The sequence below is a fragment of the Xanthomonas hortorum pv. pelargonii genome, assembly GCF_024499015.1.
GTDB classification, from domain to species: domain Bacteria; phylum Pseudomonadota; class Gammaproteobacteria; order Xanthomonadales; family Xanthomonadaceae; genus Xanthomonas; species Xanthomonas hortorum_B.
In genome coordinates this window covers 3,092,775-3,116,027 of record NZ_CP098604.1, presented here as the reverse complement: position 1 = coordinate 3,116,027, position 23,253 = coordinate 3,092,775, and the positions used below count along the sequence as shown (strand labels likewise).

The following is a 23,253-nucleotide window of genomic DNA, read 5'->3' as shown; positions in this document are numbered from 1 at the left end:
TCGGATCTTGCGCTGCCGCTCATCGGCGACATCGAGACGTTGATTCGTACCGCTGCGCTGGCGCCAACACCATTTCGCATCCAACCACGCCGCCAGGCTGGCGGCAGGGCTACAAAGATGGTGGCGTCATCGGTCGTCGGCGCAACGCCGCGCGTTCGGTCATTCGATCCTCCTCTGCTCTTGTCCGGTGATTCCCATGAAGCTGTCGTTCCAACGCCCTGCGTCGTCCTCGATCGCGCTGTTGGCCGTGCTGGCAACCCTGATCGGCTGCGGCAAGCCGGACACACCAGCGCCGCCTGCACAGACCAAATCGGCGGCCACTCCTGCCAACGCCGGCATTGCCTGGCGCGAGGGCGACGTTGATGGCGCGTTCGCCGAGGCCAAGGCAAGCGGCAAGCCGCTCATGTTGTATTGGGGCGCCGTCTGGTGCCCACCGTGCAACCAGCTTCAGGCCACCTTGTTCAAGGATCCCGCCTTTATCGAATTGACGCGCAAATTCGTGGCGGTGCATCTGGACGTGGACCTTGCAGATGCACAGAAGTGGGGCGATCAATTCAACGTCAAGGGGTATCCAACCATCATCGTGCTGCGCTCGGATCGCAGCCTGATCACGCGCCTGGCCGGCTACAGCGACAATGCCCGCCTGGCCGACGCGTTACAGGTGGCTGCCACGCAGACCATGACCTCGGAGCAGTTGCTCGACCGGGCGTTGAAGACCCCGAAGGAATTGCGCGCAGACGACTGGACCTTGCTGGCCGGCTACGAGTGGTGGGGCATGGCGCGCGAGCCGTCGAAAACGCGCAGTGCAAGCGATGTGCTTGCGCATTTGGCCGCCTCGGCACCCCAGCCTGCGCTGCAGCGCAGGTTCGCGCTGCTGGCGCTGTCCATCGCAACAACGCCACCGGTTGCCAGCCCGGCGCACCTGGCATTGCTGAAGGCGGTTTTGGCCGATCCGTCGGAGGTGCGCGCAAACCGCACCGAGCTGAGTCGTTTTGCCCCACGCCTGGTGGTGGCGTCCACCAGCGACCCAGGCGAGCGCGCGGCGCTGTCCTTGGCGCTGAATCAGGCGCTGGACAAGGTCTATGCCGACGCCACCCTGCCGATCGTGGACCGGATGATCACCGCCTCCACGCAGATCGATCTCGCTCGCCTGGCACAGGGTCAAACCCCGGGTAGCGAGCCAAAGAAGCCGCAACCGCCGCTGCCGGCAGCGGTGCTCGACACCGTTCGCCAGCGCGTGCAATGGGCGGTGCAGACGGCCAAGACCGATGAAGAACGACAGTCCGTCATCACCGGAGCCGCGGGACTACTGGACGATACAGGCGATACCGCCGGTGCAGAACAACTGCTGCTGGGCGAACTGACACGCAGCAAAACGCCCTATCACTACATGCAGTTCCTCGCCGATCTGGCCGAAAAACGCAACGATCCCAAGACAGCGCTGACGTGGTTGAAAAAGTCCTACGAAGGTTCCCAAGGCCCCGTCATGCGTGTGGAGTCGGCGCTGCGGTATGCCAATGGGGTGATCCGGCTCAGCCCCCAGGACACCGCTGCCATCGAATCTGCCACTGCACAGGTGATCGGCGAGTTGGCAGGCCAGCCGGATCGATACGGTCGACGTAACCTTCAAAACCTCAAGGCGCTTGGTACTTCGCTCAAGACTTGGAGCACGCGGCATCATCGGGAAGGCAGCGCGGTGCTGGCGCGGCTGCAGCAGAAAATGCAGGCCAGTTGCGACAGCAAGAACAGCAGCGGGTGCAGCAGCTGGCTGAGCTGAAAGGAAAACGCCCGGCCGAATGGCCGGGCGTTATGCCGTGTGCATCGATTGGACCTCGACCGACCAGCTTCGCGACCTGATCCCCAAATCACTGCTTGAGCTGGCTGGGCTGCTTGCCCGAACCAGGCCGCGTCTCAAGTGTGGTCGTCGCTGCGCGCACGACGCTGTCTTCGGGTAGACGAAGACACGCCCAACAGCAGACACATTTCATCCGCACAACGAATGACATATTCCGTTGGGGAATGATCATTTCGCAATTGAAGCGTTGCGCGTCTCCGGCTTGATGGCATTTTCGAGTCACTGACGACGATGACGCATGCCACACAAGGTGGCCATGAATGCCAGGGCACACCTGAGCACTTCGATTGCACGCTGAGTAATTCGCACTGTATTTGCCCGGACCGTTGATGACGGCACGTGCGCCAGACCGTGTCTGCGTGCCGCACGTGGAGCGCGTTGTCGCGTCGATCGACGCGTCGCCCGGCCACCAGCGACCCCGGCGCTGCAATCGAGGCTGGCAACGCCATGCGTCCGTCGAACGATGTGCCGGCCGTCAACGCCGCACGTCAGCAGCCCTGCAAGCCCGGGCGGCAGCACGCCGCCTTTCCCACCACAGCGAGGACATGCCGTGACGAAGATCCCTTCAGCCAGTGCTTCCCAGCCAGCGCAATCGACGAATGCAGAGCCTGTGATCGAAATGCCGCCACTAGAGCAGCGCAACCAGACGCCCACACCTGCGGCGAACCCTGCACTGTCGCGCCTGGCTCCCAGATCGTCCCGACGACGCGACAACCCGGAACGCAACACAGGATCTGCCAGCGCTGCCGACAGAAACCAGCACACCGGTGAGAGCCCGCTGCTGCATGCCGCGGACGCGTCGATGCTGCACGACGAAGAGAGCAGCAGCGAGCGCTTCCACAGCACCAGAAATTTCCTGGAACCATCCGATACGCCTCCAATCTTTCACGAACAACCGGCCCCGCCGGTGCACACACCTGCAACGACCACCGCACCTGCGGCAGCAGCCAGCACAAGCACAACCGCCGAGCGGCTGGGCGCGCTGGCTGCATCGATCGGAACCGGCGCAGCGCGTGGCGTACGCACCGTCCTTGGACCGACCGCCGCCGCAGTGGCGGCTGCAGCGCGCGGCGTCCTGCCGATCAGTGTCGACAAGCAATACCTGGGCGCTGCGCTGGGGCATCTGGTGCACCAGGCCAGCTCGGTGGGACCGACTACCTTCGCGCGTGAGTTGCTGGGCGAAGGGTTGTTTGCCGTTCTTCGCCAGCTTCCGCCCGAAGCGGTCGTCGCCATGCAGGCAGTCTCCGGCACGCTGCAGATGGCGCTGCATACGCTGCGAAGCAACCGCGAGAACCGCAATCCAGACGCGGCTGCGCGAGGCTTCCACAATCTCAGTCTCGAACAGTGGGATGCATTGTCCGACGACGAACGCACTCACAAGAAAGCCGAGCAGCAACATTACTCGGATCTGGTCACCCGGCTCGCGCTGGCCGGCATCGTGAGCAACATCGCCGTGGGTGCGGCCGGCAAGTCAGCGGGCCAACCGGAGATGGCGGCCAGGCTGCTGGCCAGCGATCTGAAGATCGCCGCCTATGCTGCAGCCCGCGACACCATCCAGGCAACCTTCAAGATGGTGGGAATGCGCGACCCCAACCGCTCCAATGGCGGCATCAGCGATCCGCATATCACCAGCGCCGGCAGGTTTTACGGCATGGCCAACGTCCTGACCAATTTGGCATCCAACGAGCTGGCATCGCCGGACTTTGCAGCGGCCCGGCAACGCTGGGCCGGCCTGCACTCGCCTTTCACCCAAGGCGAGGCGACCAGCGTCATCTTGCGTCAATCGGCGGTAAACACCGCCTTGAATGTCGGCCTGGAGACGCTGGACTGGATCAACGTCACCCAGCACGAAGCCGAAGAAGCCGGGACGCAGCAGATCTGGGAACCCGAGTGGAAGGGCAAGCGCGAGGATTATGAGCGGGTCATGGATCATTCGGTCGCACGCACGGCCGCCATCAATTCCAATATCGCGCTTGGTACCGCCATCAACATGATTGGCGCGTGGCTCGGGTTGTCGCCCACACGCAGCGGATTGCTCTCCAATACGGTGTCCGGCGTGGTCGCCGGCATGCAATACAAGACCATCGGCGCCACCTGGCAAGCCGAGGCGGCCGTTCGCGCAGCCGAGGCGCCTCGCTCGCAGGTTGAGTAAGCAAAGCGATCAAAACCACCGCGCCCGCCACCAGGCGGGCGCGGCTGGCTTGATGCCATGTGCTACACCACACGCGCTCCCGCGATCACAGCAGCGTTACTCGGCAACCACGCCGCGCTTGGTCAGAATCGCGTGGATGGCATGCGCATATTTATCGCGCTCGGCGGGCGTTTCGGAATGATAGGCGCCCACAGCGGCCCAGGTATTTCCATATTTATTAGTCATCTCGCGCAGCCGCCAGGCGGCGACATACACGCTGACGCACGGCTGCATCAACGCGTCCCTGGAGATGCCGTAACTGGAAAGGCGCCGCAGATGGATCGAATTGATCTGCATCTTTCCATAATCGATCGTGCCGTTGTTGTTGCGATGGATCGCGTCGGCACGGCCACGTGATTCCTGCCACGCAATGGCACGCAGCACCCATGGATTGACATGTTGATAGCCGGCGGCTTCTTCAAAACAGTCTGCGCGTGCGAGCGGTGCGGCGCACAGCAACGCCGCCGCAATCAACACGCGTCGCCGAGGAGCGGCAGCATGCCTGGGCTGGAGCGCGCACCATCGCGCGCCTACGCGCATGTTTCTCGAGAGCGTGGCACAACACAGTTGACGCCAGACATCCGTGCCGTGCACAGACGCACACGTGGTCGGCGTATCGGTCTCTTTCATGTCTGTCACCTGATCGTCGTTCATTCCAGCAACGTAGCGGAGTGGACGCACACCCCCGGTTGGTCCGACGCTCCGCTCGATCCCGACACCATAACGGTGCTGTGCATCCGCATGCACACGCTGCACGAAGCGTCTATGACGTAAACGAAATCACAACACGCAGCGTTGCAACACAGCTGTTTTCCAGGGTTTTTCCCGCGTTTTACGCAGTCACGTTCGCAAGCAAAAGCGCACCTTCGCATCCTGGCAGATGCATCGCCGTTGCCTCTTCTACTTTGCGCTCGGGGCAGCGCAGCGTCCCCGTTGCGATCTTGCCGTTGCAGCTTCCGGCAATCCGCGATGTATCCAGTTCAACCACATGAGACGGGAATCACCATGGACTCTATCGGAAACAACTTTTCGAATATCGGCAACCTGCAGACGATGGGCATCGGGCCTCAGCAACACGAGGACTCCAGCCAGCAGTCGCCTTCGGCTGGCTCCGAGCAGCAGCTGGATCAGTTGCTCGCCATGTTCATCATGATGATGCTGCAACAGAGCCAGGGCAGCGATGCAAATCAGGAGTGTGGCAACGAACAACCGCAGAACGGTCAACAGGAAGGCCTGAGTCCGTTGACGCAGATGCTGATGCAGATCGTGATGCAGCTGATGCAGAACCAGGGCGGCGCCGGCATGGGCGGTGGGCGGTTCGGTCAACAGCAGCCTGGGCGGCAACGCCTGATTGGCAATGCGTGCAGGCTGCCGCGCCACGCGGCAGCCTGCACGTTCTCACAGCATCGGCTACACCCCGAAGCGTTGTTCAGGGTGAGACGATATGCGGGGTCAGCAAGAACAACCGCTGCAGCCGCGAGCCACTCTTTTGGCGATGCTTGAACAGGTTGCCGACCAGGGGAATCTTGGACAGCCCGGGAACCTTGTTCAGATCGGTCTGATCGGTATCCTGGGCATACCCGGCGATCAGCAGGCTCTGGCCCTCGTTGACGAATGCCTGGGTGGTGATCTCGCTGGAGGTGATGACGGGAATGCCATCGACGGTATTGGCGCCCAACTGCCCGTCTTCGATACGCACATCCAGGCGCATCTGTCCGTTTGGCGAGCCCGGCACCACACTCGGCAATACGCGTAGCGACACACCTGCGGACAAGTTGTAGAGGTCTGCGGCTGCGTAACCGCTGACACGCACGAATGCCTGTTGCTTGTGATCCATCACCGCTTCCACGTTGTCCAGCGTCGCCACCTGCGGGGTGGACACGATCTTGGCCTTGTCGGTCTGCTCGAGCGCCGAGACGCGCGTCATCAGGTAACGCCCTGCATCGCCAAGGACAGCGGTCAACGTGCCGCCCAACGGCGCGGTTGCACCCGCTGCTGCTGCACCGCTCAAGCTGCCATCGTAGCCAAGCTGGCCACCACGCCCGTCGCCGGTCTGCACATCCACACGCCGGCTGTGGAACCGCCAGTCCACGCCGAGATCCTGCATGGCACCGTCGCGGATCTCGATGATGGTGGCATCGATCTGCAGCAACTTGGGGCGGTTGTCGAGCTGCTGGATCAAGGTGCCATAGGCGGCCATGCGCTCGGGGCGGTCGCGGATGAGAATGGCGTTGGTGCGCGGGTCGGCTTCGATCACCGGCGCGTCGGAAGCCTGCTCGCCGCCGCTGCCGGCGTCCACCGCCAGCGGCGCATCGCGGCGGGCCTGGCTCATCTCCGGCCACACGCTGGCCGGCGCATTGGCGCCACTGCCCGGCAACGGCGGGCTGACCGGCACGCGATCGGACGGCGAGGCACCGCCGAACCACGACGCAGGCAATCCGAGAATGCCGGTGTTGCCGCCACCGCCATTCTGACCCTGACCAGGGTTGCCGAAGGTGTTGGACGAGCCACCGCCGATCGGTTGCACCCGCCCGAAATTCGCACCCGGCCCGGGCAGCGCCGCCGTGGGCGCGCCACGCACGCCGTACATGCTGCGCAACAGGCTGGCCATGCCCGGCACCTGGACATCCTGCCCACCGATGCGGGTGCTGTGATCGGCCGCCTGCGCGTAATGCAGCTGAAATACCTGCACTTCGGTGGCGTCGCGTTGGCGTGCGCCCTGCTCGACCTGCTTGGCGATTGCGGTGACGGTATCCACATAACCCGGCGGGCCGGACACCACCGCCACGTGCGCCGCCTCGTCGTAACGGACCGGAAAACGCGGATCGTCCAGCCGCATGCGCGCAAGCGCATCGCGCAGCGCACTGGTCGACGCGGCGCCCAGATTCAAGGTTGCATTCTTGGTTTCGTTGGCGCCCCAGATCCTGAGCACGGCACCGTCGTAATACCAGACGAAGCCGAATGTCGCAGACAGATCGTCGAGGAATTTCTGCGGGCTGGCCTCGAACTTGCCACTGAGCGTGCCGGTCACTTCCGGTGAAATCCAGGTGGTGATGGATTGGCTGGCGGACAGGTCGCGCAGCACTTCCTTGAGATCCTTGTGATCGGCGACGTATTTGAAGCTGCGCGAATGCCACGGCACCTGCGCAGCATCGGCATGCGGCGGCAGCAGCGGCAGCAGGCTCAATAGCAACGCGGCGGCCAATGGCGCACGTCGATGGCGGTGAACTGGAGGACAGGCGTATGCCATGGCGTTCCCTCTGCGAGGCAAGTGAAAGAAGTCGATAGGGCGACGCCTGACAGGCAGGCGTCGGCTGGGAATTGCGTGCCGGATGCAGCGCCGTGCTGCGTACTGCAGCGTCGAGCAGCACATCGAGGGCGCGTGCGATTCAGTGTAGGCAGCGCACGGCAGGCGATGTCTCAACAATGATCAATTCGCTGCGCCCCCCTTGCCGCCAACGTTCGCGGCATCGTGCAACTGCTGCTGGAAATGGAGGAAGCCGAGAGCGTCACCGGATTGCGCGATGAACACGCTGGTCAACAATGCCAGCAGCAGCAGCGCCAATACCCCACGGATCGGTTGACTCAGATTCGAAGGTTCCAGCTTGTCGGCGGCGCGCGCCACAAAGCCGATGGCCAGATCCACCAGCACCAGTACCAGCATCAACGGTGCGGCCAGCTTGACGATTGCGGTCATCATGCCGTCGGTCTGCTGGATGACGAAGGACTCGGCGACCGCGCCCATGTCCGGCGTGAGCTGGCTCAGCGGCCACCAGCGAAACGATTCGAACAGCGCACCCAGCAGCATCAGCATGCCGCCCAGCGCGTAGAAGGACACGATCGCCAACTGCATCAACACCGTGGAGACCGGCGTGCTCTGCTCACCGCTCAGCGGGTTGGTCATCTGCACGTTGTTGTAGCCGGACACATCGTCGATGAGCAGGCCCACACTCTCGGCAACCCAGAACACCGTGGATGCGGCAAACCCGATCAGCAGGCCGAGGAAGGCTTCCTTGAACACCAGCCCGACCAGGCCGGTCGCTTCGATTCTGGCCAGCGCATCGGCCGGTTGTCCGTAGGCGATGAACGAACTGAGCACATACACCACACCGTTGCGCGCCATTCCGGGAAGGCTGTCCTGCGCCGTTGCCGGCAGCACGAAAAACATCACGAACACGCGCACCCCGCATAGCGCTAGCAGGGTCAGCAGCGACACGCCCTGGGATGACAGCGCCAGCAGTGCGGTGGCGGTGTCGTTCATTGCCCCACTCCGCGCGCGGCACGATGCAACCGCAGCCCGAGCAAGGCGTCGATCGCGTCTTCCTCTTCGGCCGCTTCGCGTTGGGCTTGCCAGGCACGCTGCGCGCGGGCGGCGTTTTCCGCGTACACATCCGCCTGCGCCTGCAGCTTGCTCACTGTCTGTTGCACTGTTGCGGCCTCATCGCGTGCGCTCTGCAACGCCTGCGTCGCTGCGACCAGCGCCTGCTCTGCGGCGCGGCAGCGCTCTTCCAGCACCGTGCGGAAGCGCTGGTGCTGCAGGATCGCCTCGATGCCGATCGGCTCACCCGCGCCGGCCTTGTCTGCCAGCGTGGTATCGAACGCGTCCAGGCGCGTGGTGCAGGCGTTGGCCTCCTGACTGCAACTGGCGCGCTCACGGTCGCACTGCTCGAGCGCCCGCCTGCAGTCGCTCAGGCGCTCCTGCATCCGCTGGTAACGGCGCGTCTTCAACTGCTGCAACGTAGCCCAGGTGCCGGCACGCTCACGCATCGTCGATCACGCCGGCAAGCTGCTCCAGGGTGGCGTCATAGTCGCTGAGCTGATCGGTGGACTGGCTGAGGAAGTCGCGAATCGCGTCGATCCTGGCGATCGCCTCGTCGGCGACCGCATCGCTGCCCTGGCGGTACTCGCCGACCTGCAGCAAGGTCTCCACTTCGTTGTACTTGGCCAGCAGGCGCCGCAGCTGGCCGGCGTACTGGCGTTGCTCGGCAGACACGATCTGGCTCATCACCCGGCTCAGGCTCCCCAGCACATCGATGGCCGGGTACTGGTTCTTGGCGGCGATCTCACGCGACAGAATCAGATGGCCATCCAGGATGCCGCGCACCTCTTCGGCGATCGGATCGCTGCCGGTGTCGTCTTCGGCCAGCACGGTGTAAAACGCGGTGATCGAGCCCGTCTCGCCCATGCCGGCACGTTCGAGCAGGCGTGGCAACTCGGCAAACACTGACGGCGGGAAGCCGCGCCGTGTGGGGGGCTCGCCGGCGGCCAGACCGATCTCGCGTTGCGCGCGGGCAAAGCGTGTCAGCGAGTCCATCATCAGCAGAACGCGCATGCCCTGATCGCGAAAATATTCGGCGATGGCGGTGCCGACATAGGCGGCCTTGGCGCGCTCGATGGAGGAGCGATCGGAAGTCGCGCACACCACCACGCTGCGCGCCAGACCGTCTGGGCCAAGAATCATCTCGATGAATTCACGCACTTCGCGCCCGCGCTCGCCGATCAGCACGATCACGTTGACGTCGCACTGGGTGCCGCGCGCGAACATCCCCATCAAGGTGCTCTTGCCCACGCCGGCTGCGGCGAAAATGCCCATGCGCTGGCCTTCGCCCAGCGTCATCAGGCCATCGACGATGCGCACACCGGTCGGTAGCGGCTGTTCGATCAGGCGCCGGCGCATCGGATCCGGCGCCTGTGCCTGGATCTGCACCCAGCCGTCGCCGGCGAGCGGCCCCTGGCCGTCCGCCGGCTCACCCAGGCCATCAAGCACGCGCCCCAGCAGCGCCTCCCCGACCGGCACCGCCAAGGGGCGCCCCAATCCGATCACGCGCGTCTCGCGCGACAGGCCCACCAGCTCGCCAAACGGCGCCAGCAAGGCGAGATGGCGGCTGAAGCCCACCACCTCGGCACGTTGCAACAGCGTGCCGTCGCGCTGGCGCAACTCGCACACCTCGCCCAGGCTGACCTGCACCCCGGCGACCTTGAGCATGGTGCCGATCACCTCGACCACCTTGCCGTAGCGACGACCGAAGGCCAGCGCAGCCAGTTCGCGCTCGAGCGTTGCCTCCAGCACCGGCATCTCAGCAGACATCCGGCACCGCCTGTGGCGCGGCCAGCACGCGGCGGATGACCCGCTGGAGGCTGCCCAGCTGATCGCGCAGATCGGTCTCAAACACGCCGGTATCCCATTCGCACACGCAGGCACCCAAGGCCAGCGTCGCATCGCCGCACAGTTCCACCGGCATGGCCCAGCCTGCGGCTGCGGCGGCCGCATCGAAGGCGCGCCGTGCGTCGTCCAGCGCATCGGGATGCACGCTCACCCGCAGGGCTTTCGCCTCGTCCAGGGCGCCGTCCAGCGCCTGTGCGGCGCGCGCGTACAGCGCAGCGGGGTCGTGCCCGTGGAGGACCTGTTCGCAGGCGTGCGCGACGATCTCGGCCAGACGTGCGCGGGCGCGCTGCGCGGCGTCCTCGGCCGCGAAGGCATGCCGCACGCCGCGCTCGTTCCACGCATCGAGCTGACGGCGCAGCCCGGCGGCATAGCCCAGGCGTGCACTGCGCTCGGCCTTGTCCTGGGCATCCTGGAGGATCGTCTCGGCCTGTTGTTGGGCGTCGTCGATCAGCGCCTGCGCACGCGTCTGGGCGTCCGCCAGCGTCTGCGCGCACCGCGCGTGCACCTGTGCAGTCGCTGCGTCCAGTTCCAGCACACAGGCCAAGGCCTCGCGTGGGATGACCTCGCAGTCCAGGCCGACTGCCTCCGGGGTGGACCTCAGCCAAAGACGCATGGCAGCTCCGGCAACAAGGTAGGCAGCGCCTGCAGAAACGCATCGCTCGCGCCATCTGCCGCGATGGGCGCCACCTTGGCAGCACCCAACGGCAAGGACAGCGCCAGCACCTTGGCGATGCAGGGGTCTGGCCAGGCACCATCGGCCTCCATTCGACGCCAGCCATCGCCGATCCATGCCGCGTGCTCGGCATCGCGCGGCAACAGCGGCATTGTCATGCCGGTGACTGCGCGATGGCGCACATGCTCAAGCACCGCCGGCCCCACCCACTGCTCGAACCAGGTCAGGCGCTCGCGCTCGATACAGCGGCGCAGCGCCAGTGCGCGCGAAAACACTGCGCGGCTCATCAACACCTTGGCGAGCAGATCCGGCGCGAGCACGACCAGCCGATTGGCCAGCGGATCCAGCGCCGAAACCTGCATGCGCGAGCATCCCGACCAGGCCTGGATCACGCGCACACGGGCCCGCGCCGGTGCCCGTTCCCAGCCCAACGCAGCGACCGGACCCAGCCAGTGCGCCACCCGCTCTGCATCCAGCGATTGCGCCAGCACGGACACGGCCGCCGTCCATCGCTGAAGCCACAGTGCCGCGTTGTCGATGCGTGCCTTGTCCATCCGCCGGCCTCACCCAGCATGTTTTCTGGACAACGCGCGCAGGCGCTGCCAGCCGCCCCAGCGGCGTGCATCGGCGCTCGGCCACCAATACAGCGCTGCCGCAGCAATCGCCACGCACAGCGCCAGCGCGCATCCGGCCAGCCACGGCCACGGCCATGCGCGCGCAGGCGCCGCCACAGAGAGCTGCGCATCGCTCTCCGCCCCGCCCGGCACCAGCGTGACGCTGACGTTTTCGTAGGTCAGTCCTTCCACGCTGTGCATCACCAGGGTCTTGATGCTGGGTACCAGGCTGGTCAGATCGCTGCCGACGCGAAACTTGATGAACACCGCAGCGCTGGAGGGTTTGACCGAGGTGGACAGCGGGTCGTTGTTGGGAAGCACGATCTGCACATCGGCCGCGATCACGCCATCGATATTCGACAAGGTCTGCGACAGCTGCTGCGACACGCCGTAGATGAAGCGCACGCGTTCTTCGGTGGGTGTGGAGATCAGGCCGTCTTTCTTGAACATCTCGCCGAGATTGGCGTGCCGCTCACGCGGCATGCCATGCGTGCGCAGCACGTTCAACGCGTACGCAACCTGATCGTGCGGCGCGTTGACCGCCCAGGTCTTGCCGTCATCGGGCGTGAGCTTTTCCGCATCCACACCGGCCGTCAGCAGCACGGCCAGCATGTCGTTGGCGTCGTTCTCGGTCAGCCCGGAATAGAGCTGCTGGTCGCAGCCAGACAGCAGCAGTGCGAGCAGCAACACCACCAGATATCTCAGCTTTCGCATGCTATTGGTTCTTGAACAGTGTCTGCACGGCGTTCTTGCCCGACTCCGCTACCCCAACGCTGACATTGAGGTTGAAGCCGACCATCGTCACCTCATTCATCAACTTCATCTGTTGCGCAACCAGGTCATTCAGCCCCATGGTCGGCGCCTGCGTGCTGAAGGCATCGATATGCTCGGTCATGCTGCGCACACCATCGTTCTGCACGTCGACCATCCGGCTCATCATGCTCGGCTCGCCGACACGCTGCATGGCAGGCGGCAGCGGGCTGGAGGACTGCATCAGCGCCTGGAAGCGGTTGACAAGCGCCTGGTTCGGCGCCGCCGTCGGCGACGCCGCTGGCGTGGTCAGGCCGGTACTGGCAGTGATCGGTGCGACAGGAGGAATGAGCGTCATGACATGTTCCGCAGGCTGGGTGTGGGCCGGGTCAGGCGCGCAGATACTGGGCGTTGGGAACTTCCATCGGCGCGGCGGATTCGGCCGCCGCTTCCAGCGGCGCGGGTGCCGGGGTGTAGCGTCCTGACAGCGCCTTGACCAGGCCAACGGCGTCGGCATCGGCGTTCTCTTCGATCAGACCGTCTGCAATGCCATGCCACGACGGGTCGCCCACCGCAAACAGGCAACACGCGTACAAGGCCTTGCACAACGGCTTGGAGCCCGCATCGGCCTCCAGCTCACGCAGCAGGCGCGCGCCCTCCAGATAACTGCCGCGCTTGATCGCAATCCAGGCATCGAAGGTATCCAGCGCCTTCAGCTCGGGCCGCAGCACCCGCACGGCGGCCAGTACCGCTGCGGACTCTTCGAGTTTTTCGTGGGTCAGCCCGACCGTGATCAGGTTGATCAGCCCACTCACAACCGAACCGGAACATTCAATCTTTTCCATACCGCACCTCGTCATTCAATGGCTGTGGACAGCATGCGTGCGTAACGTACGCGTCGGCGCCAACGAAGACTTTTCAGAAGCGAACATCGGAATGCCATCGCGAACAAACACATCGTGCTTCGTACACCCATGCACACGTTCGCCTTGGAAGCGGCTCGTCCGACGACGGCTCGCCCAGAATGGGCGTGCAGCAATAGCGGCCGGAGATCGCCATGTCGGATGAGAAGACCGAGAAGCCGACAGAAAAGAAACTGCAGGATGCGCGCAGGGATGGGGAAGTCCCGATCAGCCCGGATGTCACTGCCGCCGCGGTGCTGCTGGCCGCGCTGTTGGTGCTGAAACTGGCAGGCAGCTATTTTGTCGAACACCTGCGTGCATTGATGTCGATCGGTTTCGACTTCACCGCCAATACGCGCGATGCCACCGCCTTGCACCGTGCGCTCGGTCGCATCGGCATCCAGGGTGTGTTGCTGACGCTGCCCTTCGTGACGGCCTGCCTGGCCGCAGGACTGATCGGCACCTTTGTGCAGACCGGGCTTAATGCCTCGCTCAAACCGGTCACGCCCAAATTCGATTCGCTCAACCCCGTCAACGGCGTCAAAAAACTCTTTTCGTTACGCAGTCTCATCAACCTGCTGAAGCTGGGCATCAAGGCGGCCGTGATCGGCGTGGTGCTGTGGTACGGCCTTCGTGCACTCATGCCGACCATCATCGGGCTCGCCTACCAGCCACCGGCCGACATCGCCCAGATCGGCTGGCGCGCACTGGGCATTCTGTGCGCCCTGGCGGTGCTGGTGTTCGTGCTGGTCGGCGCGGCGGACTGGAGCGTGCAGCATTGGCTGTTCATTCGCGACAAGCGCATGAGCAAGGACGAGCAGAAGCGCGAACACAAGGAGAGCGAAGGCGACCCGGAAGTGAAGGGAAAGCGCAAGGAATTCGCCAAGGAACTGGTCTTCGGCGACCCGCGCGAGCGTGTTGCCAAGGCCAAGGTGATGGTGGTCAACCCGACCCATTACGCCGTCGCGCTCGCCTACGAGCCGGACGGTTTCGGTTTGCCGCAAGTGGTTGCCAAGGGCGTGGACGACGGTGCGCTGGAACTGCGTGCCTACGCGCACAACCAGGGCATCCCGATCGTGGCGAACCCGCCGTTGGCGCGTGCGCTGCATGAGGTCGAACTGGGCGAGGCGGTTCCCGAATCGCTGTTCGAAACGGTGGCGGTGGTGCTGCGCTGGGTCGATGAGCTGGGCCGCGACAACGATGACGGCAGCGGTCCGCTGCCCTGCTAGGAGATGGCATGCGCCTGACACGGTATTTCGCATACACCGGTGAAGTGGCGATCGCCGCCTTGGTGGTGGCGGTCATCGGCTTGATGATCCTGCCGCTGCCCACCCCGCTCATCGATACGCTGCTGGGCATCAACATCACCTTGAGCGTGGTGTTGCTGATGGTCACGATGTATGTGCCCGACTCGATCTCGCTGTCGTCGTTTCCCTCGTTGCTGCTGTTCACCACGCTGCTGCGGCTGTCGTTGAACATCGCATCGACAAAATCGATCCTGCTGCATGCCGAGGCCGGCCACATCATCGAGAGCTTCGGCGAGCTAGTGGTCGGCGGCAACCTGGTGGTGGGCCTGGTGGTGTTTCTGATCATCACCACGGTGCAGTTCATCGTGATCGCCAAGGGCTCCGAGCGCGTGGCGGAAGTCGGTGCGCGCTTCACCCTGGATGCGATGCCCGGCAAGCAGATGAGCATCGATGCCGACCTGCGCGGCGGCAACCTGACCGCAGACGAAGCACGCCGCAAACGCGCGCGGCTGGCCATCGAGAGTCAACTGCACGGCGGCATGGATGGCGCCATGAAATTCGTCAAGGGCGACGCCATCGCCGGCCTGGTGATCACCATGGTGAACATCCTGGCCGGCATCGTGGTGGGCGTGACCTACCACGGCATGAGCGCAGGCGAGGCGGCCAACCGCTTTGCGATCCTGTCGGTCGGCGATGCGATGGTGTCGCAGATCGCCTCGCTGCTGATCTCGGTGGCGGCCGGCGTCATGATCACCCGCGTGGCCAACGAGAACGAGGCCAAGATCAGCTCGCTCGGGCTCGACATCGGCCGCCAGCTCACCAGCAATGCCCGCGCCTTGCTGGCAGCCAGCGTCCTGCTGGCCTGCTTTGCGTTCGTTCCGGGATTTCCCGCGCTGCTGTTCCTGTTGCTGGCGGCGGCCGTGGGCGCAGGCGGCTATACGATCTGGCGCAAGCAGCGCGATGTCAGCGGTACCGATCAGCCCACGCTGCCATCGACCAGCCGCAAGGGCGCCAAGGGCGATGCGCCGCATATCCGCAAGAGCGCGCCGGATTTCGCCTCGCCCCTGTCGATGCGGCTGTCGCCGCAACTGGCTGCGCGGCTCGACCCGGCACTGCTGGATCAGGCGATCGAAAGCGAGCGCCGGCAATTGGTGGAGCTATTGGGCCTGCCGTTTCCGGGCATTGCGATCTGGCAGAGCGAATCACTGCAGGACATGCAATACGAAGTGTTGATCCACGATGTGCCGGAAACCCGCAGCGCGTTGAGCGATACGGCGGACATGCAGAAAGCGCTGGCCCAACAAGCCATCGCACCGTTGCATGCACGCGCGCATCTGTTCGTCGGCATCCAGGAGACGCAGTGGATGCTGGAACAGGTGGGCGCGGACTATCCCGGGCTGGTCGCAGAGGTCAACAAGGCCATGCCCGCCCAGCGCATCGCCGATGTGTTGCGGCGGCTGCTGGAAGAACGCATCCCGGTGCGCAACATCAAGAGCATCCTGGAGAGCCTGGTGGTGTGGGGACCGAAAGAAAAGGATCTGCTGATGCTGACCGAGTATGTGCGCTGCGATCTCGGCCGCTATCTTGCGCACACCGCGACCGCAGGCACCGGACAGCTGCCTGCGGTGATGCTCGACCACGCGGTGGAACAGTTGATCCGGCAGTCGATTCGCGCCACACCGGCCGGCAATTTCCTGGCACTACCACCGGAGCAGGCCAATCAGCTCGTCGAGCAGGTGGAACGCATCGTCGAAGATCAGGCGCGGCATCCACTGGCGGTGGTCGCCTCGATGGACGTGCGGCGTTATGTGCGCCGCATGATCGAGGCACGCCTGAACTGGCTGGAAGTGTATTCGTTCCAGGAACTGGGCGCAGAGGTGCAGCTGCAGCCGATCGGCAGAGTGGTGGCCTGATGCGCAAGCCGCCGGTCCGCCATGTGCGCATCCTGCCGATTGCCGGCGCACCGGTGCAGCCGCCCGCAGCGGCAGCACCGGTGCGTGCCACGCAACGTGTCAGCTTCCTGCAACTGCGCCGACGCCTGAGCAGCGTGCTGGCCGGATTGCCGGACACGGTCTTGCCGGAGGACGGCGACGACGATCCGACGCTGCCGGACGTGGTGGATGCTGCCAGCGACGATCACGGCCCCGCGCCGCTGCCAAGCGCAACGCCAAGCGCAACGCCCTGCCTGGATGACGGCGATCGTCGACAGATCGCCCGAGGCGATGACGGCGACGCACTGGGTCGGCAGATCGCCACCGAGTGGATCCGCACCCAGCGCGCGCAGCTGGCCATCAACCACATCGCGCTGCGGGTGGCCGAGTTTTGCAACGCCACGCCGGTACGCGGCGCAGGTATCTGGGAAGCGTGGCTGGAGATCAACCACGACATCCTGCCGCAGACCACGCTGTTCTTGCGGCTTTCGCCAGACCAGCTATCGCTTCGCTTCGACAGCGGCTCGCCGGAGACGCGCGAGGTACTTTTGAATGGAAGAAAACGTCTGGATACTGCATTGAAGGCTGCGCTCAGCGACACGCTTCAAATCAGCATCGAGGTCGTCTAGCGCTGCATCTGCAGCAGACCAGCCATAGCGAGGGACGCCGTGTTGTCAACAGAGCCGAGCCTGACGTCGCCGGCACGCGACTTGTCGCAGGCGCTGACCCACGTGCCCGCCGTGCGTGCGCAGCTCGGCAGAGTGCTGTGCGATCCGCGTGCCGCACAGCGTTGCGGCTACACCGCGCAACGCCGCGGCATCCGGGCTGCGGATGCCGCGCGCCTGCAGCTGCAGTTCGATAGCGGCAGCCTGGAGTTGCGGATCGCGGCACGCGACGGCCTGGCGCTGCTGTTGAACGAAGCCGATGACGCCCTGCGTGTGGCGATCGCCGGTGTGCTGTTGAGCGATGATCTGCGCGCCCTGGAACCGCTGGGACTGGGCGCTGCCGAGGTCGTCGCCTTCGAGCGCTGTACGGATGCAGTCGATCGCCTCGATATCGGCATCACGCTGGGCGGCATCGACGCGATCGCAGAGACCGCCAGCCCGCTGCTGCTTGCCGCGCTGAAAACGGCAAGCGCTGCGCTGGCTCAGCCGTCGCCACTGCCGGCCTGGCTGAGCGCACTGCGGGTGACCACGCGCCTGCGTATCGGCCAGCGCACGGCAGCGGCGGCGTTGCTGCAATCGCTACGCCCGGGCGATGTCCTGCTGCACGCGCTCGCCACGGCTCCCGTGCGCAGCGGCGAGCTGCTCTGGGGCATCCCTGGAGGTGCGGTGTTGCGCGCTCCGGTACGCCTGACCCTGCAACAGATGATTCTGGAGACTGCCCCCACCATGCAGCACGATATCCCCGCGTCCGACTCCTCATCGTCCGCCACCGATGTGGCGGCACTGGAACTGCCCGTACAGCTGGAAGTGGACCAGCTTGCGCTGTCTCTGTCGGTGCTGTCGGGCTTGCAGCCCGGCCAGATCCTCGAACTGTCGGTGCCGGTGGATCAGGCCGACATCCGCCTGGTCGTCTACGGCCAGACCATCGGCGTCGGCAGATTGCTGGCGGTGGGCGAACATCTCGGCGTGCAGATCCTCAGCATGTCGGAGACTGCGCATGCAGATGCCTGATGTCGGCTCGCTGCTGCTGGTGGTCATCATGCTGGGGCTGCTGCCCTTCGCAGCGATGGTAGTCACCTCCTACACCAAGATCGTGGTCGTGCTCGGCTTGCTGCGCAATGCCATCGGTGTGCAGCAGGTGCCGCCGAACATGGTGCTCAACGGCGTCGCGTTGCTGGTGTCGTGCTTTGTGATGGCGCCGGTGGGCATGGAGGCGTTCAAGGCCGCGCAGAATTACAGTCCCGGTGCCGACAACAGCCGTGTGGTGGTACTGCTCGATGCCTGCCGCGAACCGTTTCGGCAGTTCCTGCTCAAGCACACCCGCGAGCGCGAGAAAGCCTTTTTCATTCGCTCGGCGCAGCAGATCTGGCCCAAGGACAAGGCCGATACGCTCAAGCCCGACGATCTTCTGGTGCTGGCACCGGCATTCACGCTGAGCGAGCTGACCGAGGCGTTCCGCATCGGATTCCTGCTGTATCTGGTCTTCATCGTGATCGATCTGGTGGTGGCCAATGCCTTGATGGCGATGGGCCTTTCGCAGGTGACGCCGACCAACGTGGCCATTCCGTTCAAACTGCTGTTGTTCGTGGCGCTGGATGGCTGGTCCATGCTGATCCACGGCCTGGTCCTGAGTTACCGGTGACGCCATGGACCATGACGATCTGGTGCGATTCACTTCCGAAGCCTTGTTGCTGTGCCTCAAGGTGTCGTTGCCGGTGGTCGGCGTGGCCGCAGTGGCCGGGCTGCTGATCGCCTTCATCCAGGCAGTGATGTCGCTGCAGGATGCCTCGATTTCGTTCGCGCTCAAGCTGGTGGTGGTGGTGGCTGCCATTGCGGTCACTGCGCCCTGGGGCGCCTCGGCGATCATGCAGTTCGGTCAGGCGCTGATGCAGGCGGCCTTTCCATGATCCGGCGCATTTCGCCAGGCGCTGTGCCGCCATCGCTGCCGAGCGCGCCCGGCGCATCGCACCACCACGCCGATGCGCCGCAGGCTGGTGTGCAGCCGCCGGCGGACTCGGCACATCATGCACCCCGTCTGCGCCCCGCCCCGCCACGCAAGCGGCGACGCGGCATGCGCTCGCTGGATGGCATGGACGACGAACGCGACGCCACCGAACTGGAAGAAGCCGAAGCGGCACGCGTCTCGGCGCTGCGCGGCCGGGTCAGCATTGCAGTCGCTCAGCCACAGGGCCAGGGACAACGCCAGGATGATCAGCACGGCGAGGGCGGCAACGCGCAGGCCGGCGATCCGCAGGCGGGGAGAGGGCAAAGCGCTTCGCCGGTGCAACTGGACGACAATGTGCGTGCGCGTGTCGACGGCGTTCTCGACCGCTACGCGACGACCCGCGCGGCCGACCCGACGGTCAGGCGACGCGCGCTTGCCGTTGCGCTTGTCGAACTGCGCGCGATCGGCATTGCCCATCCTGCCGCAGCACAGTTGACGACCATGGTCTGGAGATTGATGCGCGAGCATCTGCGCTCCGGCACCGCGAGCACCGCTGCGGAAAACCTGCAGGCGTTACGGAAGCTTCTGGTGGAGCTGGTGGCGGCGCAACCGGAGCCATCGCCAGCGCTGCGCAATTTCCATCTACTGCTTCCGTTGGTGCTGCTCAACGCGGAAAAACCACGTAAACGCCTTGATCGTGCCGGCGCCATCACACGTTTGAACACATTGCTGATTGAGCACCAGGAGCGGACCGCTCAGGAGATTCGCGCATGACCATGCAACTTCGCGTGCTGACGGGAATCCATGCCGGCGCACGATTAGATTTGCAGCCAGGCAGCTATACGTTGGGCGCCGATCTCCAAGCCGAAATCCGGATCGAAGATTGGCCTGATTGTTCGCTCATCATCGAGGTGGATGCAGATGGTCAAGTGCGTTATCGCAGCGACGCGTTGCCGACGACAGCGTTTGTTGCGCTGCATCCGGTGCGCTTTGGTCCGTTGGTGCTCTGCATCGGCGACGCTGCAGCCGATTGGCCGGACGATGTTGCGCTGCTGGAGCAGCTACTGTCTCCCGCCGCGACGCCGGCAGCGCCTTCGCCACGCAGGTCCAGGCGCAACGCACTGCGTGCAGTGGTGGGCGCCATGCTAGCGCTGGCCGCTGCGGCACTGTTGCCCTCCCTGCTCCCGGCCTTCCTCTCCGATGCGGCTCCCCAGCGCAGCCAGGACAACCAGCTCAATCAGGTGCGATTCGTGCTCAAACAGCTGGGCTTGCGCGAAGCGCGCGTGGAGCAGGTCGGGTCGCGCGTGCGGGTCGAGGGCCTGGTGACAAGCAGCGCGGATGCGGCACGCCTGCGCGCGCAACTGCATCGGTATCAACATGCGGTCACCGTCGATGTGGTGGTGGTGGATGAGGTATTGGCAACCCTGCGCGATACCTTGGCCGACCGCGACCTGAGCGTGCGTTACGACGGCCAGGGCGTTTTCTCCATTGCCGGCAGCAGCGACAACGCAGAGCGCGCGATCCGGCGGATCGCCGACCTGCGCAGCGATCTGGGCCCGGAGATCCGCAAGCTGCACGTGGATATCGCCCAGCAGGACCCGTCCGTGAAAACGCCCGCCAACTACGATGCCGCCTTGCTCGTCGACGGACTGCATTACGTGGAGACCCCGGACGGCACCAAGCACCTGACCTCCACCACTTACTGAGTTAATCCAACGAGGATCGGTCATGTTTGAATCCATCACTGAAAGCATCGCCCATGACATGGGTGCCTTGATCAAGGTCAAATCCGAAGATGCCAGCGGCGAGCGCCTGGCAAGGATTGTCGATGCGCTAGATAACACAAGACAGCAGGTGCAGGTGCAGTGGATGGCCGCAACCGACGCCGCAGATCGCACCCGGCTTTCGACACTGCACGAAGGCTTCAATGCCGCCCATGCGCTGGTCTCGCACATCGCGGCGGCTGCCTAACCCAATTCCTGCTAGTGAAGCAAGCAGGGTTTCCCGCGCCAACGGCGCTTCTCAAAAGAAATAGGAGATCAACATGTCACTTCTTGAAGGCATCAACAGAGGCGGATCAGCCAAGGACCTTCTGAGCAACACGTTCAAGGATAAGTTTGATAGTGAAATAAGCAGCATGGGTCAGTCCGGCCAGGCAAACTCCTTCATGGGCGGTGTAGGCGACTCAGTCTCAACGACCATCAAAAGCAATAACTATGTCAGCCGTGAGATGAACGCATTGAACTTGAATGCCTCGTTGAACAATGTAATCAGAAAATTCGGGGAGACGATGAAAGACGCGACACGTTAAGACAAAAATGGTTCATCACTTGCGCAGGCCCGCCCACACGGGTCTGCGCAACCGACAGCGGTTAGGCAATGGCTTCGGCACGATTCGAAACCCTGGCTGCGGAACTGTGCGATGTGCTTGGCCTGCCGGATGTGCAGGAGTTGCTCGAGCACCGCACGATCCAGATAGACGGATTCGAGGTCTATCTGCACATGCCGGAGCCACAGCCCGAGGAGGAAGCGCAGGAAGAAGCACTTTACCTACGCATCTCCTACGGCCTTGCTCCTGCGGGACGGACCTTGACGGTATTCCGGCTGTTGCTGGAAGCCAACCTGTCGGTATATGCGCAGGACCAGGCGCAACTCGGATTGAACGATGCCGGCGTGATCGTGCTGGTCGTGCGCGTTCCGCTAGACGACGACGTCGACGGCGCCTGGATCTGCGATCTGCTCGCCCATTACGCCGAGCATGGCCGTTATTGGAACAACAACATCTTCATTGCACACGACGAAATGTTCGAAGGAATCGCAACGGGAAATTATCTGTGGCTACGCGCGTGAGGTGCTTGGCGTTGCCTGCATGCCGATGGTGTTAGCCAGACATGCACGACTGCGCAGCACGCTGCCGGCGCCTTGCGCATCCGCTGCGCTGTATCGCATCGCTACGTTGTCGCGCGGTTATTTCCCCACCGCAGGATTTCGTCCGCCATTCATCTCTTGCAAGGACACTCGCCAATGAATCTCGCCATTCCCTCACATAGCACTGCGAGCTTACAGCCGTCCTCATTCTCCCCTTCGGAGCAGCAAGCCCTCACCGCGGTGATCATGAGCATGCTGGCGTACTGCATGCAACGCCTGCTCAGCGACATGATGCAGCCACAGGATCAGCCATCCAGTGACGGTCAGCAACCGACCAACTTCAATTCGACACCATCTATGCCGCCATCGAACCCGCCGTGTTCCACCAACCCCGGCGGGCAACACGGCAGCGGCAGTGGTGCCGGCAATGGCAATGGCAATGGCAATGGCAACAACGGTGGCAACGGCAGCAACGGTGGCAACGGCAGCAACACATCCGGAACGGGAACGGGAACCGGCAACGGCGCATCGCCCACCAACCCGGGTCACTCGGCGACACCCACCCACGCCCACCGACGGTGCTCACGGCACGCCAGGCCCGACCGGCACGCAAGCGCCACTGCCTCCCGGCAAGGTCGTCACCGCGCCACCCGGCATCCAGAACAAGCCCATCGTGGTGCACAAGGGCGAGGTGTTCGACGGCAAGGGCCAGCTTTACACCGGTGGCCCAGGTCTGGGCGATGGCTCCCAGAACGAGCACCAGCAGCCACTTTTCGTCGTCGAGGATGGTGGCAGCCTCTGCAACGTCCGCATGGGTGGCACCGGCGACGGTGTGCATTTCATGGCCAGCGGCAAGATGGTCAACTGCGTCAACGAAGATGTCAGCGAGGATGCCGTCACCATCGATGGGCAGGGCAACCGTGAGCATGATGCGGGTATTGCCGGTTGCAGCCCCGAGGTCAGCGGCCGGCCGAAGGTCGAGATCATCAATTGCACGTTCAAGAACGCCGCAGACAAGGTCGTGCAGGACAACGGCGCTGCCGACGTGGTGATGTCGGGCGACACCGTCGAGGGTGCCAGCAAGGTCTTCCGCACCAACGGTGGGCATGCCGATATCGACTCGCACCTTCAGGTCGAGAATTGCGAGTTCAACCAGGTCAAGGAAGCGGTGTTCCGGACCGACGCGCCCGGCGCGACGGTGACGCTGGCAAACCTGAAGACCGATGCGCCCGACGAAGTGATTGCCCCCGACGCTTCCCAGGCCACCGGAGCGACACGTATCGGCCACAAGGCCTACAGCGGCTGATCGCGCGCGCTGCACCGTCGCTGCGCGTCGATCGCGCCCGGCAGATGCATGGTTGCCGCATCTGCCGGGCGTCAGTGCCCGCCGTCGTAGGCGATGACCGCAGACCGACCATCATCGCTGCGACGCCTGCGCGGCACGCA

At 64.3% G+C, this 23,253-nt stretch carries 25 protein-coding genes; 15 read left to right on the top strand and 10 right to left on the bottom strand.

The window, feature by feature from the left end:
* Positions 1 to 196 precede the first annotated feature (196 nt).
* Positions 197 to 1,777: a thioredoxin family protein gene (locus tag NDY25_RS13620; RefSeq protein ID WP_168958097.1), complete on the top strand. Its 1,581-nt coding sequence runs from the start codon at positions 197 to 199 to the stop codon at positions 1,775 to 1,777.
* Between the two features lie 628 nt (positions 1,778 to 2,405).
* Positions 2,406 to 4,007 (top strand): hypothetical protein, encoded by a 1,602-nt coding sequence (locus NDY25_RS13615; RefSeq protein WP_233366442.1) that lies wholly within the window; start codon positions 2,406 to 2,408, stop codon positions 4,005 to 4,007.
* A 96-nt stretch (positions 4,008 to 4,103) separates the two neighbouring features.
* On the opposite strand, the gene NDY25_RS13610 is transcribed toward NDY25_RS13615, so the two are convergent.
* Complete coding sequence (locus NDY25_RS13610; RefSeq protein ID WP_225970192.1) at positions 4,104 to 4,586, bottom strand: lytic transglycosylase domain-containing protein; 483 nt, start codon at positions 4,584 to 4,586, stop codon at positions 4,104 to 4,106.
* Between the two features lie 465 nt (positions 4,587 to 5,051).
* On the opposite strand from NDY25_RS13610, the gene xopA reads away from it, so the two are divergent.
* A complete protein-coding gene (xopA, locus tag NDY25_RS13605) occupies positions 5,052 to 5,549 on the top strand; it encodes a XopA/Hpa1 family type III secretion system protein (protein WP_256627498.1) in 498 nt (165 codons plus the stop codon).
* On the opposite strand, the gene sctC is transcribed toward xopA, so the two are convergent.
* From sctC to NDY25_RS13560, 9 genes are all read right to left on the bottom strand, one after another.
* Positions 5,476 to 7,296 carry a type III secretion system outer membrane ring subunit SctC gene (gene sctC / locus NDY25_RS13600; protein WP_168958099.1) on the bottom strand — a complete coding sequence of 607 codons (1,821 nt, stop codon included), beginning with the start codon at positions 7,294 to 7,296 and terminating at the stop codon, positions 5,476 to 5,478. The two genes, xopA and sctC, sit on opposite strands and share 74 nt — an antisense overlap.
* Before the next feature lie 180 nt (positions 7,297 to 7,476).
* A complete protein-coding gene (gene sctT, locus NDY25_RS13595) occupies positions 7,477 to 8,307 on the bottom strand; it encodes a type III secretion system export apparatus subunit SctT (protein ID WP_104550810.1) in 831 nt (276 codons plus the stop codon).
* Complete coding sequence (locus tag NDY25_RS13590; protein ID WP_168958100.1) at positions 8,304 to 8,813, bottom strand: type III secretion protein HrpB7; 510 nt, start codon at positions 8,811 to 8,813, stop codon at positions 8,304 to 8,306. Before NDY25_RS13590 ends, sctT begins: the two co-directional genes overlap by 4 nt.
* Positions 8,806 to 10,134: a type III secretion system ATPase SctN gene (gene sctN / locus NDY25_RS13585; RefSeq protein WP_168958101.1), complete on the bottom strand. Its 1,329-nt coding sequence runs from the start codon at positions 10,132 to 10,134 to the stop codon at positions 8,806 to 8,808. The genes NDY25_RS13590 and sctN overlap by 8 nt, the downstream gene beginning before the upstream one ends.
* Entirely contained in the window at positions 10,124 to 10,825 is a 702-nt protein-coding gene (gene sctL, locus NDY25_RS13580) for a type III secretion system stator protein SctL (RefSeq protein WP_168958102.1), read from the bottom strand. The genes sctN and sctL overlap by 11 nt, the downstream gene beginning before the upstream one ends.
* The gene (locus NDY25_RS13575) at positions 10,810 to 11,439 is read right to left on the bottom strand and encodes a type III secretion protein HrpB4 (protein WP_168958103.1); all 630 of its coding nucleotides are present in this window, start codon (positions 11,437 to 11,439) and stop codon (positions 10,810 to 10,812) included. The genes sctL and NDY25_RS13575 overlap by 16 nt, the downstream gene beginning before the upstream one ends.
* 9 nt (positions 11,440 to 11,448) lie before the next feature.
* Entirely contained in the window at positions 11,449 to 12,213 is a 765-nt protein-coding gene (gene sctJ, locus NDY25_RS13570) for a type III secretion system inner membrane ring lipoprotein SctJ (protein ID WP_168958104.1), read from the bottom strand.
* Between the two features lies 1 nt (position 12,214).
* Positions 12,215 to 12,607 (bottom strand): type III secretion protein HrpB2, encoded by a 393-nt coding sequence (locus tag NDY25_RS13565; RefSeq protein WP_104625899.1) that lies wholly within the window; start codon positions 12,605 to 12,607, stop codon positions 12,215 to 12,217.
* 31 nt (positions 12,608 to 12,638) lie between these two features.
* On the bottom strand, positions 12,639 to 13,094 hold the full coding sequence (locus NDY25_RS13560) for an HrpB1 family type III secretion system apparatus protein (protein WP_168958105.1): 456 nt from the start codon (positions 13,092 to 13,094) through the stop codon (positions 12,639 to 12,641).
* Positions 13,095 to 13,306: 212 nt separating this feature from the next.
* Between NDY25_RS13560 and sctU the strand changes: the two genes are divergently transcribed.
* The 12 genes from sctU to NDY25_RS13500 all read left to right on the top strand — a co-directional run bounded on the left by sctU (position 13,307) and on the right by NDY25_RS13500 (position 23,113).
* Entirely contained in the window at positions 13,307 to 14,380 is a 1,074-nt protein-coding gene (gene sctU, locus NDY25_RS13555; protein WP_168958106.1) for a type III secretion system export apparatus subunit SctU, read from the top strand.
* Positions 14,381 to 14,388: 8 nt separating this feature from the next.
* The gene (locus NDY25_RS13550; protein ID WP_168958107.1) at positions 14,389 to 16,311 is read left to right on the top strand and encodes an FHIPEP family type III secretion protein; all 1,923 of its coding nucleotides are present in this window, start codon (positions 14,389 to 14,391) and stop codon (positions 16,309 to 16,311) included.
* Positions 16,311 to 16,958, top strand: coding sequence for a type III secretion system protein SctP (gene sctP / locus NDY25_RS13545; protein ID WP_168958108.1), 648 nt, complete (start codon positions 16,311 to 16,313; stop codon positions 16,956 to 16,958). Before NDY25_RS13550 ends, sctP begins: the two co-directional genes overlap by 1 nt.
* A gap of 93 nt (positions 16,959 to 17,051) precedes the next feature.
* Complete coding sequence (gene sctQ / locus NDY25_RS13540; protein ID WP_168958123.1) at positions 17,052 to 18,005, top strand: type III secretion system cytoplasmic ring protein SctQ; 954 nt, start codon at positions 17,052 to 17,054, stop codon at positions 18,003 to 18,005.
* Positions 17,992 to 18,636: a type III secretion system export apparatus subunit SctR gene (sctR, locus tag NDY25_RS13535; protein WP_006451038.1), complete on the top strand. Its 645-nt coding sequence runs from the start codon at positions 17,992 to 17,994 to the stop codon at positions 18,634 to 18,636. The genes sctQ and sctR overlap by 14 nt, the downstream gene beginning before the upstream one ends.
* 4 nt (positions 18,637 to 18,640) lie before the next feature.
* Entirely contained in the window at positions 18,641 to 18,901 is a 261-nt protein-coding gene (sctS, locus tag NDY25_RS13530; protein WP_005994479.1) for a type III secretion system export apparatus subunit SctS, read from the top strand.
* On the top strand, positions 18,898 to 19,713 hold the full coding sequence (locus tag NDY25_RS13525) for a 4-hydroxyphenylacetate catabolism regulator HpaA (RefSeq protein WP_168958109.1): 816 nt from the start codon (positions 18,898 to 18,900) through the stop codon (positions 19,711 to 19,713). Before sctS ends, NDY25_RS13525 begins: the two co-directional genes overlap by 4 nt.
* Positions 19,710 to 20,645 carry an HrpD5 family protein gene (gene hrpD5 / locus NDY25_RS13520; protein ID WP_256627497.1) on the top strand — a complete coding sequence of 312 codons (936 nt, stop codon included), beginning with the start codon at positions 19,710 to 19,712 and terminating at the stop codon, positions 20,643 to 20,645. The genes NDY25_RS13525 and hrpD5 overlap by 4 nt, the downstream gene beginning before the upstream one ends.
* Before the next feature lie 22 nt (positions 20,646 to 20,667).
* Positions 20,668 to 20,910 carry an HrpD6 family protein gene (gene hrpD6 / locus NDY25_RS13515; protein WP_104646823.1) on the top strand — a complete coding sequence of 81 codons (243 nt, stop codon included), beginning with the start codon at positions 20,668 to 20,670 and terminating at the stop codon, positions 20,908 to 20,910.
* A 73-nt stretch (positions 20,911 to 20,983) separates the two neighbouring features.
* Positions 20,984 to 21,250, top strand: coding sequence for a hypothetical protein (locus NDY25_RS13510; RefSeq protein WP_168958111.1), 267 nt, complete (start codon positions 20,984 to 20,986; stop codon positions 21,248 to 21,250).
* Between the two features lie 68 nt (positions 21,251 to 21,318).
* Entirely contained in the window at positions 21,319 to 21,789 is a 471-nt protein-coding gene (locus NDY25_RS13505) for a CesT family type III secretion system chaperone (protein ID WP_168958112.1), read from the top strand.
* Between the two features lie 445 nt (positions 21,790 to 22,234).
* Positions 22,235 to 23,113 (top strand): pectate lyase, encoded by an 879-nt coding sequence (locus NDY25_RS13500; RefSeq protein WP_256627495.1) that lies wholly within the window; start codon positions 22,235 to 22,237, stop codon positions 23,111 to 23,113.
* The last annotated feature ends 140 nt before the right edge of the window (positions 23,114 to 23,253 follow it).